The organism is Micromonospora sp. NPDC049114 (genome assembly GCF_040648635.1).
Classification (GTDB): Bacteria; Actinomycetota; Actinomycetes; order Mycobacteriales; family Micromonosporaceae; genus Micromonospora.
The window spans coordinates 1-14835 of sequence record NZ_JBEZEA010000014.1; the positions used below are offsets into that span (position 1 = coordinate 1).

The following is a 14835-nucleotide window of genomic DNA, read 5'->3' on the forward strand; positions in this document are numbered from 1 at the left end:
CTCCGACGCGCCGGTGCGGGTGCCGCCGTACCTGAGCACCGAGCCCGCGCGGGCCGCCCGCCGGCTCGGCCCCACCGCCGTCGCCGGGGGGTCGGCGTTCGCCGGCCGCCGGCTGCCGGCGGCGCTCGCCGCGGGCGCCCGCCGGGCGCGCGACGGCGCGACGGCGGCGCAGCTCGCCGACGCGGCCGCCGAGCTGTGCCGGGCGGCCGAGCTGGACACCTTCGGTCGACCCCGCTACCAGGTGCTGGTCGTCGAGCTGGCCGGCCCGGCGGGCGCGCGCGTGCTGGCCTGCCGGGGGACCGGCGCAAACGCGCTCACCGGCGCGGCGGTCGCCCTCGGCGCCCTGGCGGTCGCCGCCGGCGACGTGCCACCGGGCGTGCACCACCTGGCCGAGGCGGTGGACCCGGCCTGGGCGGTGGACGTGCTGCGCACGAGTCCGGCGGTCACGTCGCTGCGCGTCGAGGACGGCCCGCTGGGGTCGTACGACCTGATCGAGGAGGGGGTGGCGTGAAACCGAGAGTGCTGGTCGCCGGCACCAAGTTCGGCCAGGTGTACCTGCAGGCGTTCCGGCAGCCGGACTTCCCGTTCGAGCTGGCCGGGATCCTCGCCGGGGGCAGCGCCCGGTCGGTGGCCTGCGCGCGGCACTACGGGGTGCCGCTGTGGACCGACGTCGCCCAGGTGCCCGAGGACGTGACGCTGGCCTGCGTGGTCATCCGTGGTGGCCTGCTGGGCGGGCCGGGCGGCGAGGTGGCCCGGGCACTGATGCAGCGGGGCCTGCACGTGTTGCAGGAGCATCCGTTGCACCACGACGAGCTGGTCGAGTGCCTGCGCACCGCCGGCCGGGCCGGGGTCGTCTACCACCTGAACTCGTTCTACGTGCACACCGCGCCGGTGCGCCGGTTCCTCGCCGCCGCCCGGGCGCTGCTGGCCCGCCAGCCGGCCCGGTACGTCGACGCGGCCTGCGGCTTCCAGGTCGCGTACGCGCTGCTGGACATCCTCGGTCAGGCCCTCGGCGGCGTCCGGCCGTGGGGGCTGGGCCCGGCGGTCGACCTGCCCGAGCAGGTACGCCGGCTGTCCCGGGTGGACGTGCCGTTCCGCAGCCTCGACGGGGTGCTCGCCGGTGTGCCGCTGACCCTGCGGGTGCAGAACCAGATGGACCCGGCGGACCCGGACAACTACGCGCACCTGCTGCACCGGGTGACCATCGGCACCGAGGCCGGCAACCTGACCCTGGTCGGCACGCACGGGCCCACGGTGTGGAGCCCCCGGCCGGACTTCCCGCAGCAGGTGCAGGACCGGGGGGTGGGCCGGCCGCACTTCGCCGACGGCGACGGCGACGGCGACGAACCGGACCACCTGGACGTGCCGAGCGCGCAGCCGCTGGCCGACGCGGTGGCGCCCAGCTACCGCCGCGTGTTCGAGGAGGTCTGGCCGGCCGGCGTCGGGTACGCGTTGGGCAACCTGCACGCCGCGGCGCTGGGCGGGAGGAAGCTGGCCCGCCACGGCCAGTACCACCTGAGCCTGTGCCAGCTGTGGCAGGACGTCACGGCCCGGCTGGGGCCACCCGAGCTGGTGCACTCCGTACCGCCGCGGATGTTCGTGGCGTCCGACGTGGCCGAGCTGGCCGACGCGGCGGCCGGGGCGGTCGACCCGCCGGTCGGCGCGGCGCCGCAGCGGATCGGCGCGCGCCCGTGACCCCCGTCGCGCGGACGTGGCTGCGCTGCTTCCGGCCGCTGCGCTGGCCCGGGCTGCGCCTGGTCTGCTTCCCGCACGCCGGCGGCAACGCCGCGTTCTACAGGTCCTGGTCGGCGCAGGTGCCCGACGACGTCGAGGTGCACGGCGTGCAGTACCCGGGCCGGATGGACCGGTCGGGCGAGCCGTTCGCGGCCGACCTGCCGAGCCTGGCCGAGGGTGTCGCGCAGGCGGTGCGGGCGCTGCCGGCCGACGCGCCGGTGGTCCTGTTCGGGCACAGCCTCGGCGCGTCGGTGGCGTACGAGACGGCCCGCCGGTTGGAGGGGCCCGGCAGCGTGCTGCGGGCGCTTGTCGTGTCCGGTCGCCCCGGGCCGGGTCGGCTGCGCGCCACGAGCGTGCACCTCGCCGACGACGACACGCTGTGGGCGGAGACCGGCCGCCTCGGCGGCACCGGCCGCGAGGCTCTCGACCACGAGGGGGTACGCGCCATCGCGCTGCCGGTGCTGCGCGCCGACTACCGGATCGCCGAGACGTACCGCCCGCAGCCACCCGTGCCGCTGCGCGCGCCGGTGCTGGCCTGCGTCGGCGCGGACGACCCCGAGGTCACCGCCGACGAGGCCGGCGACTGGGCGGCGCGCACCCGGGGCGGGTTCACCCTGCACACCTTCCCCGGCGGGCACTTCTACCTGCTGGCACGCCGCAACCAGCTCATCGACACCATCCTGCGCGCCACGCACCGCAGCCCGGTGCCCACCTGGTCGGCGGCCGGCCCGTGATCCCGGCGAGCGTGCACTACCACCGCGCCCGGGACCTCACCGAGGCGCTGGAGCTGCGCCAGGCGTACGGCGACCAGCTGCGGCCACTGGCCGGCGGGCAGTCGCTGCTGCCGGCGCTCAAGCTGCGCCGCGACCGCGTCGACACCCTGCTGGACCTTGGCCGGGTCACCGAGCTGTCGTACGTGGCGTACCGCGACGACCACCTGGCCGTCGGCGCGCTGACCCGCTATCACCGGCTGCTGGATGACCCGCTGGTCGACAGGCACGCCCCGCTGCTGGCGGTGGCGGCCGCGGCGGTCGGTGACCGGCAGGTGCGACACCTGGGCACCGTGGGTGGGGCGCTGGCGCAGGCCGACCCGGCCGCGGACGTGCCGCTGGCCCTGGTCGCGCTGGACGCCGTGGTGGTGCTGCGCAGCGCGACGGGCGTACGGCAGGTGCCCGTCGCCGAGCTGGCCGTCGCGCCGGGTGTGACGGTCTGTCGGCCCGACGAACTCGTCACCGAGGTCCGGGTGCCGCTGCCCGGCCCGGCGCGGTGGCGCTACCTGACGTTCGCCCGGCCGGCGTTGGAGTGGTCGCTGGTGGCCGTCGCCGTCGCCGACTCCCGGGTGGCGCTGGCCGGGATGGGTCCGACCATCCGGCGCGCGTACGGGGTCGAGTCGGCCCTCGCGCAGGGCGCCGGTGTCGCGGTTGCGGCGGCGCGGGCCGACGAGGGGTGCGACCCGCCCGACGACGCGCGGGCCGCGGTCGCGTACCGGCGGCACCTCAGCCGGGTGCTGGTGGCCCGTGCCCTGACCGATCCCGGCACCACGGTGGAGGAACCACGATGAGCATCGACGCCCGGCCCGGCACGACTACCGTCGCCGTCAGCGCCACCGTCAACGGGCGCCCGGAGAGCCGCCGGGTGCCGGCGCGCACCCTGCTGGTGCACCTGCTGCGCGAGGAGTTGGGGCTGACCGCCGCGACGGTGGGCTGCGACACCTCCTCCTGCGGCGCCTGCACCGTGCTGTTCGACGGACGGTCGGTCAAGTCGTGCACCCTGCTGGCCGCGCAGGCCGACGGCGCCGACATCCGTACCGCCGAGGGGCTCGCCGACGGCGACCGGCTGCACCCGGTGCAGGAGGCGTTCCGGGAGCACCACGCCCTGCAGTGCGGCTTCTGCACCCCGGGGATGGTCCTCGCGGTGGTGAGCCTGCTTGCGGAGAACCCGGGGCCGCTCACCGAGCACGACGTGCGGCACGCCCTCAAGGGCAACCTGTGCCGCTGCACCGGCTACCACAACATCGTCCGTGCCGTGCTCGCCCTCGACGGGGCCCGACAGGCCGGCTGACCGCCAGAGATCGGAAGGGAGGCCGACCATGTCGGCGCGTTACGTACTCGGGGTGAACATCGGCTTCCACGACTCCAGCGCCGCGCTGGTCCGCGACGGCGCGCTCTGCGCTCTGGTCGAGCAGGAGCGGGTCAGCCGCCGCAAGCACGCGGTGGGCCAGCCGCCCGCCGAGGCGATCGCCGCGTGCCTGGCGATGGCGGGTATCAGCCCGCAGGAGGTGGACACCGTCGCCATCGGCTGGGACTTCCGGGACATCCCGCTGGGCCGCAACCGCCGGTTCACCACCGAAGGGCTGCGGGCCATGCTCTTTCCCGACGACGAGGGCCTGACCATGCCGGCGGTCCGCTGGGTGCCGCACCACGTCGCGCACGCGGCCAGCGCGGCGTACAGCTGCGACTGCGACGAGGCGGCGGTCCTGGTCCTCGACGGCGCCGGCGAGACGCAGTCGACCTCGATCGGCAGGTACGCCGACGGCGAGATCGAGATCCTGCGGGAGTGGCCCGTGGAGCAGTCGCTGGGCTTCTACTACAACGCCGCCGCCGAGTGGGCCGGGCTGGGCTACTGGGGCACCGGCAAGCTGATGGGCCTCGCCGCCTACGGCAGGCCCGGTCCCGGTGCGCCGGTGCGCGGAGTTCCCGGCGGGTACGAGCTGGTCCGCGGCACACCCACCGCCGAGGTCCCCACCCGACGCGCCGCGACGCTCGGCCCGCTGATGGCCTACTACCCGGCCGTCGCCGAGTCGCTCAAACCCGAGTTCGGCAAGCTGTTCCCGTACGCGCCGCGCACCGGCGAGGAACCCATCGCGTACGCGGACTTCGCCGCGACGATCCAGCAGGGGCTGGAGGAGACGGTGCTGTCCCTGGCCGCGGATCTGCGTCGACGGGTCGACACGCCGGTCCTGGCGCTCGCCGGTGGGGTGGCGATGAACTGCACGATGATCGGCGTGCTGGTGCGCAGTGGACTCTTCGACCGGGTCTACGTCCCGCCGGTGCCCACCGACGCGGGGGTGTCCCTGGGGGCGGCGCTGGTAGCGGCGCGGGAGTGCGGCGAGTTCACGCCCACCCGCCTCGACCACGCGTACTGGGGTCAGCCGATCACCACCGAGGCCGGCGAGGCGGCCGCCGCGCGCGCCGGCATGGCCCACCGCCGCCTCGGCGACGACGACCTGGCCCGCTGCGTCGCCGGGGAACTCGCCCGGGGCCGGATCGTGGGCTGGGCGCGCGGCCGGGGTGAGATCGGGCAGCGGGCGCTCGGCGCGCGCAGCCTGCTGGCCGATCCGCGAGCCCGGCGCAACCTGGAACGGCTGAACGTGCTCAAGGGCCGGGAGATGTGGCGTCCGGTGGCGCCCAGCATCCTCGCCGAGCACATCTCGGAGCTGATCGAGGGGCCGGTCGGGGAACCGTCGAGGTTCATGCTGGCCGCCGCGTCGCTGCGCCCGGACGCCCGGCTGCGGGTTCCGGCGGTGGCCCACGTGGACGGCTCCGCCCGCCCGCAGACCGTGCACCGCGACACCAACCCCGGCTACTGGGCGCTGATCGAGCAGTTCCGGCAGCTCACCGGCGTACCCGCGGTGGTCAACACGTCGTTCAACCTGGCCGGTGACCCGATCGTGAACTCGGCAGCCGACGCGGTCGACACCTTCGTCCGGGCCAAGGAGATCGACCTGCTGGTGCTCGGCGACGCGGTGGTGGCCCGCAGCGAGGCAGACCTGCCGGCGTGACGTGCGTGGGGCCGCCCGACCGGGCGGCCCCACGCCCTCCACCCCCACGCGATCTTGCAGTTTCTGTCGCGGATATGCGCGGAACACCCCGGATGTCGGGGCAGAAAGTGCAAGATCGCGGGGTGGAGGCAGGGTCAGGCGCGGGTCGTTCGGCGGTCGCGCCGCCACACCTGGCGGAGCCGGTCGACGAAGAAGTCCCGGTTCACCCAGTAGAACTCCAGCCAGATGTTGTCCGGGTCGCGCAGCCAGATCTGCGATCCCGCCTCGTGCTTGGAGGTGGTGATGCCGGAGTGCGCGACGCCGACGGCGTTCAGGTGGGTCACCCACTCGTCCAGGTCGGCGCGCTCGGGCACGTGGTAGGCCAGGTGATGCAGCCCGGGCCGCCGCTCGTCGAAGCGGTCGGCGTCGACGTCACCCTCGGCCTGGCCCTCGACGCAGCCCAGCACCACCGACGCGAACGACGCGGTGTGCAGCAGGGTGCGGAAGCGGAAGCCGGACTCGGGTGGCGTGACGTCGTTGACCACCACCATCTCGAACACCGAGCAGTAGAACGCGGTGCTGCGTTCCAGGTCGACGACTGTGAGGTTGATGTGGTTGCGGCCGTCCAGGCGTGGCATCGCCGGTCCCCTCAGGCCGTCCGGCCGGCCGCCGCGACGGCCGGTCTGCCGGTGCCCCGGTCGGCGTCGGGCGCGGGCACCGCAGGCACGGCCTCCAGGACCGACATCGACGAGGTCGGCGTGATCCGCGACAGCCGGAACCCGGCGTCGTCGAGCAGCGCGCGGAACTCCGGCTCGGTACGGGTCCGCCCGCCGAACAGCGCGAGTGCCTTGACGTCCATCACCTTGCCGGTGTCGTCGTGGTTGCCGTAGCGGCTCACCGACTCGACGATGACCAGCCGGCTGTCGGGCCGGGCGGCGGCGCGGACGTTGCGCAGGATCGCGGCGGCCTGCTCGTCCGGCCAGTCGTGAATGATCGTCTTGAGCAGGTACACGTCGGCGCCATTGGGCAGCGGGTCGAAGAAGCTGCCGCCGCGGACCTCGCACCGGTCGGCGACACCCGCGCGGGCCAGCACGGCCGGCGCCTCGGTCACCACGTGCGGCAGGTCGAGCAGGATGGCGCGCAGCTCCCGGTGGCGGGCGAGCAGGCCGGCGACGAAGGTGCCGTGCCCGCTGCCCACGTCCACAAGGGTCCGGGCCGTGCCCAGGTCCAGCGCCGGCGCCACGGTGCGCAGCACGAACGGATTGACGCTCTCGGCCGACCGCTCGAACCGGACGCACTCGTAGGGGTGCTCGGCGAAGTGGTCGTAGTAGCGCGTGCCGCCGTGCACGTGCCCGAACGCGGTCTCGCCGGTGCGCAGGCTGTGCGTCAGCCGCGCCCACGAGTAGATGTCCGGCGGCATGAGGGGGAAGCACTCGCGTACCGAGAAGGGGTGGTCGCTGCGCAGCGGCTCGGCCAGTGGGGTGAGCCCGAAGACCTCGGGAGTGACCTCGGTGAAGATGCCCCGGCCGGCGAGCGCGCGCAGGCCACGGGTCAACGCGCCGGGGTCGGCGCCGACGCGCCGGGCCAGCACGTCGACAGGCAACGGACCCTCGATGAGCTGGTCGGCGACCGCTAGGTCACACATGACCCGGATGGTGAACGGAACGATGTAGTCGGCCAGTTCGGTGAGGCGGGTGACCGACGCGAGGTCGATGCGAGGCGTCACGGGCATGTTCGTACGGTATCCGGTCGAGCGTTGCGATACCAGATAGCATACGAGACACTTGATACGTGCATCTGAACCTGTTCACCCAGTGCTCGCCGTCACCGCAGTTCAAGGGGTTCTGGCGGCACCCCGCCGACCGCAGCGCCACCGGCTACCGCGATCTCGGCTACTGGGTCGAGCTGGGTCGCCGGCTGGAGGCCGCCTGCCTGGACGCGCTCTTCTTCGCCGACGTGCACGGCACCTACGACGTCTACCAGGGCTCCTGGAAGGCCGCCGTGCGGCACGCGGTGCAGATCCCGTCGGTCGACCCGCTGCTGGTGCTGCCGGCGATCGCGGCCACCACCTCCCGGCTGGGCCTCGCCGTCACCTACTCGACGACGTACCACGCCCCGTACGAGTGCGCCCGGGTGTTCAGCTCGCTGGACCACCTCACCGGCGGGCGGGTGGCCTGGAACATCGTCACCTCGTATCTGCGGTCCGCGTCCGCGAACGGGCTCGGCTCGTACCTGGACCACGACGAGCGCTACGACCGGGCCGACGAGTACGTCGAGGTGGCCCGGCGGCTGTGGGAGGACAGCTGGGACGACGACGCGGTCCGGCGCGACGTCGCGGCGAACGTCTTCACCGACCCGGACCGGGTGCGCGAGATCGGCCACGAGGGACGCTGGTTCTCCGTGCGGGGCCCGCACCAGTGCGAACCGTCGCCGCAGCGCACCCCGGTGCTCTACCAGGCCGGGGCGTCCGGGCGGGGCATGACCTTCGCGGCCCGGCACGCCGAGGTGGTCTTCCTGACCATGGCGGATCCGGCCAGCGGCGCGTCGCAGGTGGCCCGGCTGCGCGCCGAGGTGGCCGCACACGGCCGCGACCCGCGCTCGGTCAAGGCGTTGCAGGGCAGCATGGTGATGGTCGCGCCGACCCGGGCGGAGGCCCGCCGGCGTGCCGAGGAGTACGTGGCGCTGTGGAGCGGCGAGGGCCAGCTCGCCAAGTGGTGCGGCTGGATGGACGTGGACCTCGCGGCGTACCCGGACGAGACGCCGGTGGCGGAGATCGCCGGGCAGGGCAGCCAGAGCTTCGTGGGTTTCCTGCGCCGGCTCGGGCCCGAGCGCACCTGGACGGTAGGCGACGTGCGCTACCTGGTGGCGACCGCCCGCCGGCCCCGCACCGGGGCGCCGGTGACCCTCTTCGGCACTGTCGAGCAGGTCGCCGACCGGATGGAGGAGTGGTGCGCGGTGGCCGACGTGGACGGTTTCAACCTGATCCCGTGCCCGACGACCCAGGGCATCGACGACATCTGCGACCTGCTGGTGCCGGAGTTGCAGCGCCGAGGACTGTTCCGCACCGCGTACGACCCGGCGGAGCGGACGCTGCGGGAGCGCTACTTCGGCGCGGGCGCCTCCGTGCCGGCCCGGGTGCCGGCCCGGGACCCGCAGGCGCCGGCCGAACCCGCGCCGGCGCGCGGCTGACCCGCCGAGTTCACGGCCAGTTCGGACCCGCGGAAGGCAGGGTCGCCAGCTGTCGCGCCGTCAGAACATCGTGGTGTCGACGTCCGCGCCGGCCAGCAGCGCGCCGACCGTGGCGTAGCTGTCGCGGCTGTTGACGAAGTGCTGCGTAGCGGTGTTGATGTCGCGCAGCCGCCGTTGCAGCGGCGACGAGTCGAACACCGTCGACGCCCCGGCCAGCGCGTACGCCGTCTGCACGGCCTGTAGCGCGGTGGCCGTGACCTGCGTCGCGGTGGCCCGCAGGCAGGCGCGGTCCAGCGCGCTGAGCACCTCGCCGCGCCGCGCGGTCTCCCAGGCCCCGGCCGCCTCGCGGTGCAGCAGCGCCCGGGCCGCGCGCAGGGCCACGTGGGCCTCGCCCAGCCGGTCGTGGAACACCGGGGAGTCCGCCAGCGAGCGGGTGCTGAACGTCCGGCGGCGGCCGGCGGCGGCGTGTGCCGCCGCGTCGTGCACGGCCCCCTGGGCGATGCCGAGGTCGACGGCGGCGATGAGCAGCCCGGCCTGGGCGATGCGAAAGACCGTGCGGCGCACGTCGTCGCCGTCGCCGACCAGACTGAAGCCGCGGTGCTCGGGGCAGATCCGGCTGGCCGCCCGCACGTCCTGGCTGGCCGTACCGCGCAGGCCCAGCACCTGCCAGGTGTCGACCTGCTCCAGCTCGGCGGCGGGGAAGAGCACCATCCGGGTCAGCGGAGCCCCGTTGGGCAGGGTGCGGGGGGTCCGACCGTCGAGCACGATGCAGTTCAGGTAGATCCAGCTGGCCTGGGGGCTGCCGGTCACGAACGGCCACTGGCCGTTGACCCGCCAGCCGCCCGCGCCGTCCGGGGCGGCCCGGCCCTTCGGCGCGACCGCGCCGGCGCCCAGCACGTCCGGGCCGTGCGCGTAGATCTCGTCGCGGGCGGCCTCGGGAAAGCAGGCGAACAGCAGGTGGGCCAGGCCGACCTGGCCGATCAGCCAGCCGGTGGAGGCGTCCGCCGTGGCGAGCTGCTCGATGACGCGCAGCGCCTCAGCCAGCGGCAGGTCCGCGCCGCCGTACGCGGCCGGCACCAGCATCCGCAGGCAGCCCGCGGCGCTCAGCTCGGCGAGAACGTCCTCGGGGACCCGGCCCGCCCGGTCAATCTCGGCCGCCCGCTCGGCGAGCGCGGGGAGCAGTCCGTCGACGCGGGGAAGCGTACTGGTCACGGTTGGACTCTATCGCCTTCCTCGTATCTTGTTTAGCCTTGTATCTGCTATCAATCTCGGATAGACGTACTGGGGAGGAGGTGACGGGCCGATGACCGAACGCGCCGCCGCGGAATCGCCGCTGCTGAGCTGGCTGGAGCATCCCCGGCAGGATCGGGGCGTGCACTTCGCCGCCGGCGGGGACGACTGGACCTTCCTGTCGTACGCCGAGCTGGCCGACCGGACCCGGGTGATCCTGGCCGGCCTGCGGGCGGTCGGGGTGGTCCCCGGTGACGTGGTGTCCATCGTCGAGCCCGCCGGCCCCGACTTCGTCGCCACGCTGTTCGCCGCGATGGCCGCCGGAGCGGCGCCCTCACCGATCGCCCCGCCGCTGAACTTCCAGGACCGCGCGGTCTACGGCGAGCACGTGTCGGGCCTCCTGCGCGCCGCCGCGCCCCGGGTCGTGGTGTGCGCGTCCACCCTCACCGCCGCGATCGCGCCGCTGGCCGCCGCCGCCGGGGTCGGGCGCGTGCTGAGCGCCGACGAGTTGGCCGACGCCGCCGGTGGCTCCCGCGCAGCGGTCGCGGCGCCCGGCCCGCTCGCGCTGCTGCAGTTCACGTCCGGCTCCAGCGGCCGCGCCCGCGGCGTGCAGGTGCCGCACGCCGCGCTGGCCGCCAACGTCGCGGCGATCCGACGGTGGCTGGCGATGACCTCCGACGACCCGACCGCGTCCTGGCTGCCGGTGCACCACGACATGGGGCTCATCGGCTGCCTCGTCACACCGGTGGTCAACACCAGCGATCTGTGGCTGATGCCGCCGGAGGAGTTCGTCCGCAACCCCGGGCGCTACCTGCGCTGCTTCGGGGAGCGTGGCGCGCGGCTGACGTCGATGCCGAACTTCGGGTTGGAGTACATCGCCCGCCGCGTACGCCCCGAGGCGCTGACCGGGCTGGACTTCTCCGCCTGGCGCGCGGTCATCGTCGGCGCCGAACGCGTCGACGCCGAGGCGCTGCGCCGCTTCTGCGCGCTGCTCGGCCCGCACGGCTTCGACAGCCGCGCGCTGCTGCCCGCGTACGGGCTGGCGGAGGCGACCCTGGCCGTCACCGGGCTGCCGCTCGACGAGCTGTACCACGCCGTCGAGCTGCGCCCCGACCGGCTACGGCTGGGCGCACGGGCCGTCCCGGAGCCGGGCGAGGACGTCGACGGGGGCGTCGAGGCGTACCCGGTGGTGGGCTGCGGCCGACCGCTGACCGGGGTGCGGGTGCGGATCGTGGACGAGGCCGGCACGCCCCTGCCGGACGGTGTGGTCGGCGAGATCGAGGTGCACGGCCCGTCCGTCGCGCAGGGGTACGTCAACACCGACGACTCGGCGTCGCAGACCGCGCTGGGCGGTGGGGTGCTGCGCACCGCCGACGCCGGGTTCCTGCACGACGGGCAGTTGCACGTGCTGGGCCGCCTCGGCGACAGCATGAAGGTACGCGGCCGGGCGGTCTTCGCCGAGGACCTCGAATGGGCCATCTGCCGCCCCGGCGTGCCGGCGCAGCGAATGGCCGCGTTGCTGGGCCACCGGGGCGGCACCGCGACAGTCGTGGCCGTGTTCGAGCAGGCCCAGCCGGAGTGGCTGGCCCAGGCGGAGCGGGAGCTGCGCCGCCGGGCGGAGGGCGCGCAGGTCGTCATCGTGGACGCGCCACGCGGCACCATCGCCCGCACCTCCAGTGGCAAACCCAAACGACGCCAGCTGTGGCAGGCGTTCGTCGATGACCGGCTGCCCGGCACCGTGGTCACCACGGGAGCGGCCGGTCAGCGGGACCAGACCGAGCAGACGACGACGGCGTCCTGAGGGACGTTCGGACAGGAGGCAGGGAATGACCGACGCGACCAGGTCGACGACAGCCGAGGTGCGGACCGAGGCGGAGGTGCGGGACTCGGTGACGGCGATCGTCACCGAACTGGCGCCCAACCCGGAGCAGACCGAGGGGGCGGGTGACTCGCGGCTGGTCGAGGACCTCGGCTTCCACTCCCTCGCGCTGCTGGAGTTGGCCTTCACCCTGGAGGACGAGTTCGAGCTGCCGCCGATCGACGAGACGACCGCCCGCAAGATCGTCACGATCGACGCGGTGGTGGAGCACGTGAAGGACATTCTGCGCTCGCGCGGCGAGCTGGCCAGTTGACCGGCCGCCCGGGGAACGCACCGGGCGCGGCGACACTGCGCCCTCCGACGCCTGGTGAGTCGGACCAGCGGGCCCGGGCGTTGTCGCTGCGGCTGTTCCTGGCCATGCTGCACACCCAGGAGCTGCTGGCCGGCTACCTCGGTGCCCGCCTGGGGCTGTACGAGGCGCTCGATCGCGGTCCGGCCGACGTGGCGGAGCTGTGCGCGCGTACCGGGATCGACAGCCGGTACGCGCGCGAGTGGCTGGAACAGCAGGCCGTCGCCGGGTTCATCGAGGTGGACGACGTGACGGCCGCTCCCGAGCGGCGGGTCTACCGGCTGCCGCCGGGACACGCCGAGGTGCTGCTCGCCTCGGACAGCCCGCTGTCGCTGGTGTCGCTGACCATGCTGCCGCTGGGCGGGGTGGCCGGCGCGTTGCCCGCGCTGCTCGACGCGTACCGCACCGGCGCCGGGGTGCCCGACGAGGTGTACGGCGACGACTGGCGGCACGGGCACTCGGGCGCCAACCGGGCGCTGTTCACGTACTCCCTGCCCGGCTGGCTCTCCTCGGCGCTGCCGCAGGTGCACCAGCGGCTCGCCACCGCGCCGGGCCGGATCGCCGACATCGGCTGCGGCGCGGGCTGGGCGGCGATCGCGCTGGCCGGCGCGTACCCCCTCGCCGAGGTCGACGGCTACGACCTGGACGCGCCGACGGTGGCCGCCGCGCAGGCGAACGCCGCGGCCGCCGGCGTGGCCGACCGGGTGCGGTTCCACCGGCGCGACGCCGTGGACCCGGAGCTGGCCGGCCGGTACGACCTGGTCTGCGTCTTCGACGCGCTGCACGAGATGAGTCAGCCGGTGTCGGTGCTGCGGGCGTGCCGGCGGCTGCGCGCCGACGGCGGCGCGGTGCTGGTGCTCGACGCCAAGGTGGCGCACCGGTTCGTCGCACCCGGCGACGAGATCGAGCGTTTCCAGTACGCCACAAGCGTGCTGCACTGCCTACCGGCCGGGCTGGCCGGACCCGACTCGACGGCCAGCGGCACGGTCCTGCGCCCCGCGCAGGTCCGCCGGTTCGCCACCGAGGCCGGCTTCGCCGACGTGCAGATCGTGCCGGTGGACGACAGGTTCCACCGGCTGTACCACCTGAGCGGCTGAAGCGGGGCGGGGGAGGGCGGCGACGCCGTCCCCCGCCCCGGCTCAGCCCGCCAGCTCGGCGCCGAGGGCCCGCTTGTCCACCTTGCCCACCGGTGTGTGCGGCAGCGCCGTGCGCAGCTCCAACCGGTCCGGCAGCTTGTACGCGGCCAGCCCCCGCCCGGTGAGGAAGTCCCGCAGCTGACCCAGGGTGGGGGCGTCGGCGCGGGGCACCACCACCGCGCAGGTCTTCTCGCCCAGGACCCGGTCGGGGACGGCGAGCACGGCGACCTCGCGGACCGCCGGGTGGGCGAGCAGGTGCTCCTCGACCTCGCCGGCCGGCACCTTCTCGCCGCCCCGGTTGACGACCTCCTTGATCCGGCCGACCACGACCAGCTCACCCGTCGGGGTCCAGCGGACCAGGTCACCGGTGCGCAGGAAGCCGTCCGGGGTGAAGGTGTGCGCGTTGTACTCCGGCACCCGGTAGTAGCCGCGCAGGGTGGTCGGGCCGCGCACGATCAACTCACCGACCTCGCCGGCCGCGACCTGCCGGCCGGTGTCGTCGACCACCTGGAACTCGTCCGCGGCCGACAGGGGCCGCCCCTGGGTGTGCGCGGCCAGCTCCGGCGGGTCGTCCGGGCGGGTGCAGCAGATCGGGCCCTCGGCCATGCCGAAGAAGTGCGCCAGCCGGATCCCCAGCTCCCGGGTCACCCGCTCGGCGACCGCCGGGCTGAGGTTGGCGCCACCGACCTCGACCACCAGGCCGTTCAGGTCGGCGCCGAGCACCGGCGCGAGGTCGGCCCACAGCGGCAGAAAGGGCGGCATCAGCGTGGTCAGGGTGACCCGCTCGCGGGCGATCAGTCGGAACGCCTCATCCGGGCTGGGACTGCCGGCCAGCACGGCGGTGGCGCCGACCCGCAGCGCACCGAGGACGCCGGGGCAGCCGAGCGCCGCGTTGTGGGCGACCGGCAGCGCGGCGAGGTACACCCCGTCCGGCCCGAAACCCATCGCCGCGGCGGTCGCCCGCAGCTGGTACGCGTAGTCGTCGTGGGTGCGGGGGATCAGCTTCGGCAGTCCGGTCGAGCCCCCGGAGAGCAGGAAGAACGCGACCTCCGACGGGTCCGGGGCGCTCAGCGGCACCGGATCGGCGTCCACGTCGGACAGGGCGGTGAACTCGCCGGGGTCCCCGACGACGAACACCTCCCGCAGCGACGGCGTCTCGGCCCGTACGTCGGCCGCGAGCTTGCGCAGGTCGTAGCCCTGGACCTGGTCGACCGTCACGTACGCGACCGCCTCGGTGTGGGCGCACAGGTGGCCGATCTCCGCGCGCCGGTGCGCCGGCAGGGCCAGCACGGGCAGCGCGCCCAGGCGGAACAGGGCCAGGCACAGCACCACGAACTCGACGCTGTTGGGCAGTTGGACCACCACCCGGTCGTGCCGGCCGATGCCGTGGGCGCGCAGCCCGGCGGCCATCCGGTCGGCCCGGCGGTCGAGGTCGCCGTAGCTGAGCCGCTGCCCGTCGGTGACCAGCGCGGCGCGCTCCGGGTCGGTCCGTGCCCACTCCCGGCCCAGGTCAGCGAGGGATTCGCCGCGCCAGTAGCCCTGCGCGCGGTAGCGCTCGGCCAGCTCCCGCGGCCAGCTCACACATCCGTCCAGCATCCCGTGCCTCCCGTGAACGACG

Annotated in this window: 13 protein-coding genes and 1 pseudogene; 10 read left to right on the top strand and 4 right to left on the bottom strand. The window is 74.6% G+C overall.

Annotated elements, in window-relative coordinates:
• The 6 genes and pseudogenes from AB0B39_RS28020 to AB0B39_RS28045 form a co-directional block, all read left to right on the top strand.
• Positions 1-511, top strand: a pseudogene (locus AB0B39_RS28020) (hypothetical protein); the annotation flags it as partial.
• On the top strand, positions 508-1695 hold the full coding sequence (locus AB0B39_RS28025; protein ID WP_357575806.1) for a Gfo/Idh/MocA family oxidoreductase: 1188 nt from the start codon (positions 508-510) through the stop codon (positions 1693-1695). The pseudogene AB0B39_RS28020 and the gene AB0B39_RS28025, both read left to right, overlap by 4 nt.
• Positions 1692-2468 (top strand): alpha/beta fold hydrolase, encoded by a 777-nt coding sequence (locus tag AB0B39_RS28030; RefSeq protein WP_357575807.1) that lies wholly within the window; start codon positions 1692-1694, stop codon positions 2466-2468. The genes AB0B39_RS28025 and AB0B39_RS28030 overlap by 4 nt, the downstream gene beginning before the upstream one ends.
• The gene (locus AB0B39_RS28035; RefSeq protein ID WP_357575808.1) at positions 2465-3295 is read left to right on the top strand and encodes an FAD binding domain-containing protein; all 831 of its coding nucleotides are present in this window, start codon (positions 2465-2467) and stop codon (positions 3293-3295) included. Before AB0B39_RS28030 ends, AB0B39_RS28035 begins: the two co-directional genes overlap by 4 nt.
• Positions 3292-3795, top strand: a complete 504-nt coding sequence (locus AB0B39_RS28040; RefSeq protein WP_357490408.1) for a (2Fe-2S)-binding protein — start codon at positions 3292-3294, stop codon at positions 3793-3795. The genes AB0B39_RS28035 and AB0B39_RS28040 overlap by 4 nt, the downstream gene beginning before the upstream one ends.
• Positions 3796-3823: 28 nt before the next feature.
• Positions 3824-5515 carry a carbamoyltransferase C-terminal domain-containing protein gene (locus tag AB0B39_RS28045; protein ID WP_357575809.1) on the top strand — a complete coding sequence of 564 codons (1692 nt, stop codon included), beginning with the start codon at positions 3824-3826 and terminating at the stop codon, positions 5513-5515.
• A gap of 134 nt (positions 5516-5649) precedes the next feature.
• Here the strand turns inward: AB0B39_RS28045 and AB0B39_RS28050 are convergent, their stop codons facing one another.
• Together AB0B39_RS28050 and AB0B39_RS28055 are read right to left on the bottom strand one after the other, a co-directional pair.
• Positions 5650-6132: a VOC family protein gene (locus tag AB0B39_RS28050; RefSeq protein WP_357490411.1), complete on the bottom strand. Its 483-nt coding sequence runs from the start codon at positions 6130-6132 to the stop codon at positions 5650-5652.
• An 11-nt stretch (positions 6133-6143) separates the two neighbouring features.
• Positions 6144-7226, bottom strand: a complete 1083-nt coding sequence (locus AB0B39_RS28055) for a methyltransferase (protein WP_357575810.1) — start codon at positions 7224-7226, stop codon at positions 6144-6146.
• 59 nt (positions 7227-7285) lie between these two features.
• Here AB0B39_RS28055 and AB0B39_RS28060 point away from each other — a divergent pair, with 59 nt between their 5' ends.
• A complete protein-coding gene (locus tag AB0B39_RS28060; RefSeq protein WP_357575811.1) occupies positions 7286-8683 on the top strand; it encodes an LLM class flavin-dependent oxidoreductase in 1398 nt (465 codons plus the stop codon).
• A 60-nt stretch (positions 8684-8743) separates the two neighbouring features.
• Here AB0B39_RS28060 and AB0B39_RS28065 read toward each other — a convergent pair whose 3' ends face one another.
• Positions 8744-9895: an acyl-CoA dehydrogenase family protein gene (locus AB0B39_RS28065; RefSeq protein WP_357575812.1), complete on the bottom strand. Its 1152-nt coding sequence runs from the start codon at positions 9893-9895 to the stop codon at positions 8744-8746.
• Between the two features lie 91 nt (positions 9896-9986).
• Here AB0B39_RS28065 and AB0B39_RS28070 point away from each other — a divergent pair, with 91 nt between their 5' ends.
• The 3 genes from AB0B39_RS28070 to AB0B39_RS28080 are packed head-to-tail and all read left to right on the top strand — an operon-like array spanning position 9987 to position 13178.
• Positions 9987-11714, top strand: a complete 1728-nt coding sequence (locus AB0B39_RS28070; RefSeq protein ID WP_357575813.1) for an AMP-binding protein — start codon at positions 9987-9989, stop codon at positions 11712-11714.
• 25 nt (positions 11715-11739) lie between these two features.
• Complete coding sequence (locus AB0B39_RS28075; protein ID WP_007460186.1) at positions 11740-12045, top strand: phosphopantetheine-binding protein; 306 nt, start codon at positions 11740-11742, stop codon at positions 12043-12045.
• Positions 12042-13178, top strand: a complete 1137-nt coding sequence (locus AB0B39_RS28080; RefSeq protein ID WP_357575814.1) for a class I SAM-dependent methyltransferase — start codon at positions 12042-12044, stop codon at positions 13176-13178. The genes AB0B39_RS28075 and AB0B39_RS28080 overlap by 4 nt, the downstream gene beginning before the upstream one ends.
• Positions 13179-13220: 42 nt before the next feature.
• Here the strand turns inward: AB0B39_RS28080 and AB0B39_RS28085 are convergent, their stop codons facing one another.
• Positions 13221-14813, bottom strand: a complete 1593-nt coding sequence (locus AB0B39_RS28085) for an AMP-binding protein (protein ID WP_357575815.1) — start codon at positions 14811-14813, stop codon at positions 13221-13223.
• Positions 14814-14835 lie beyond the last annotated feature (22 nt).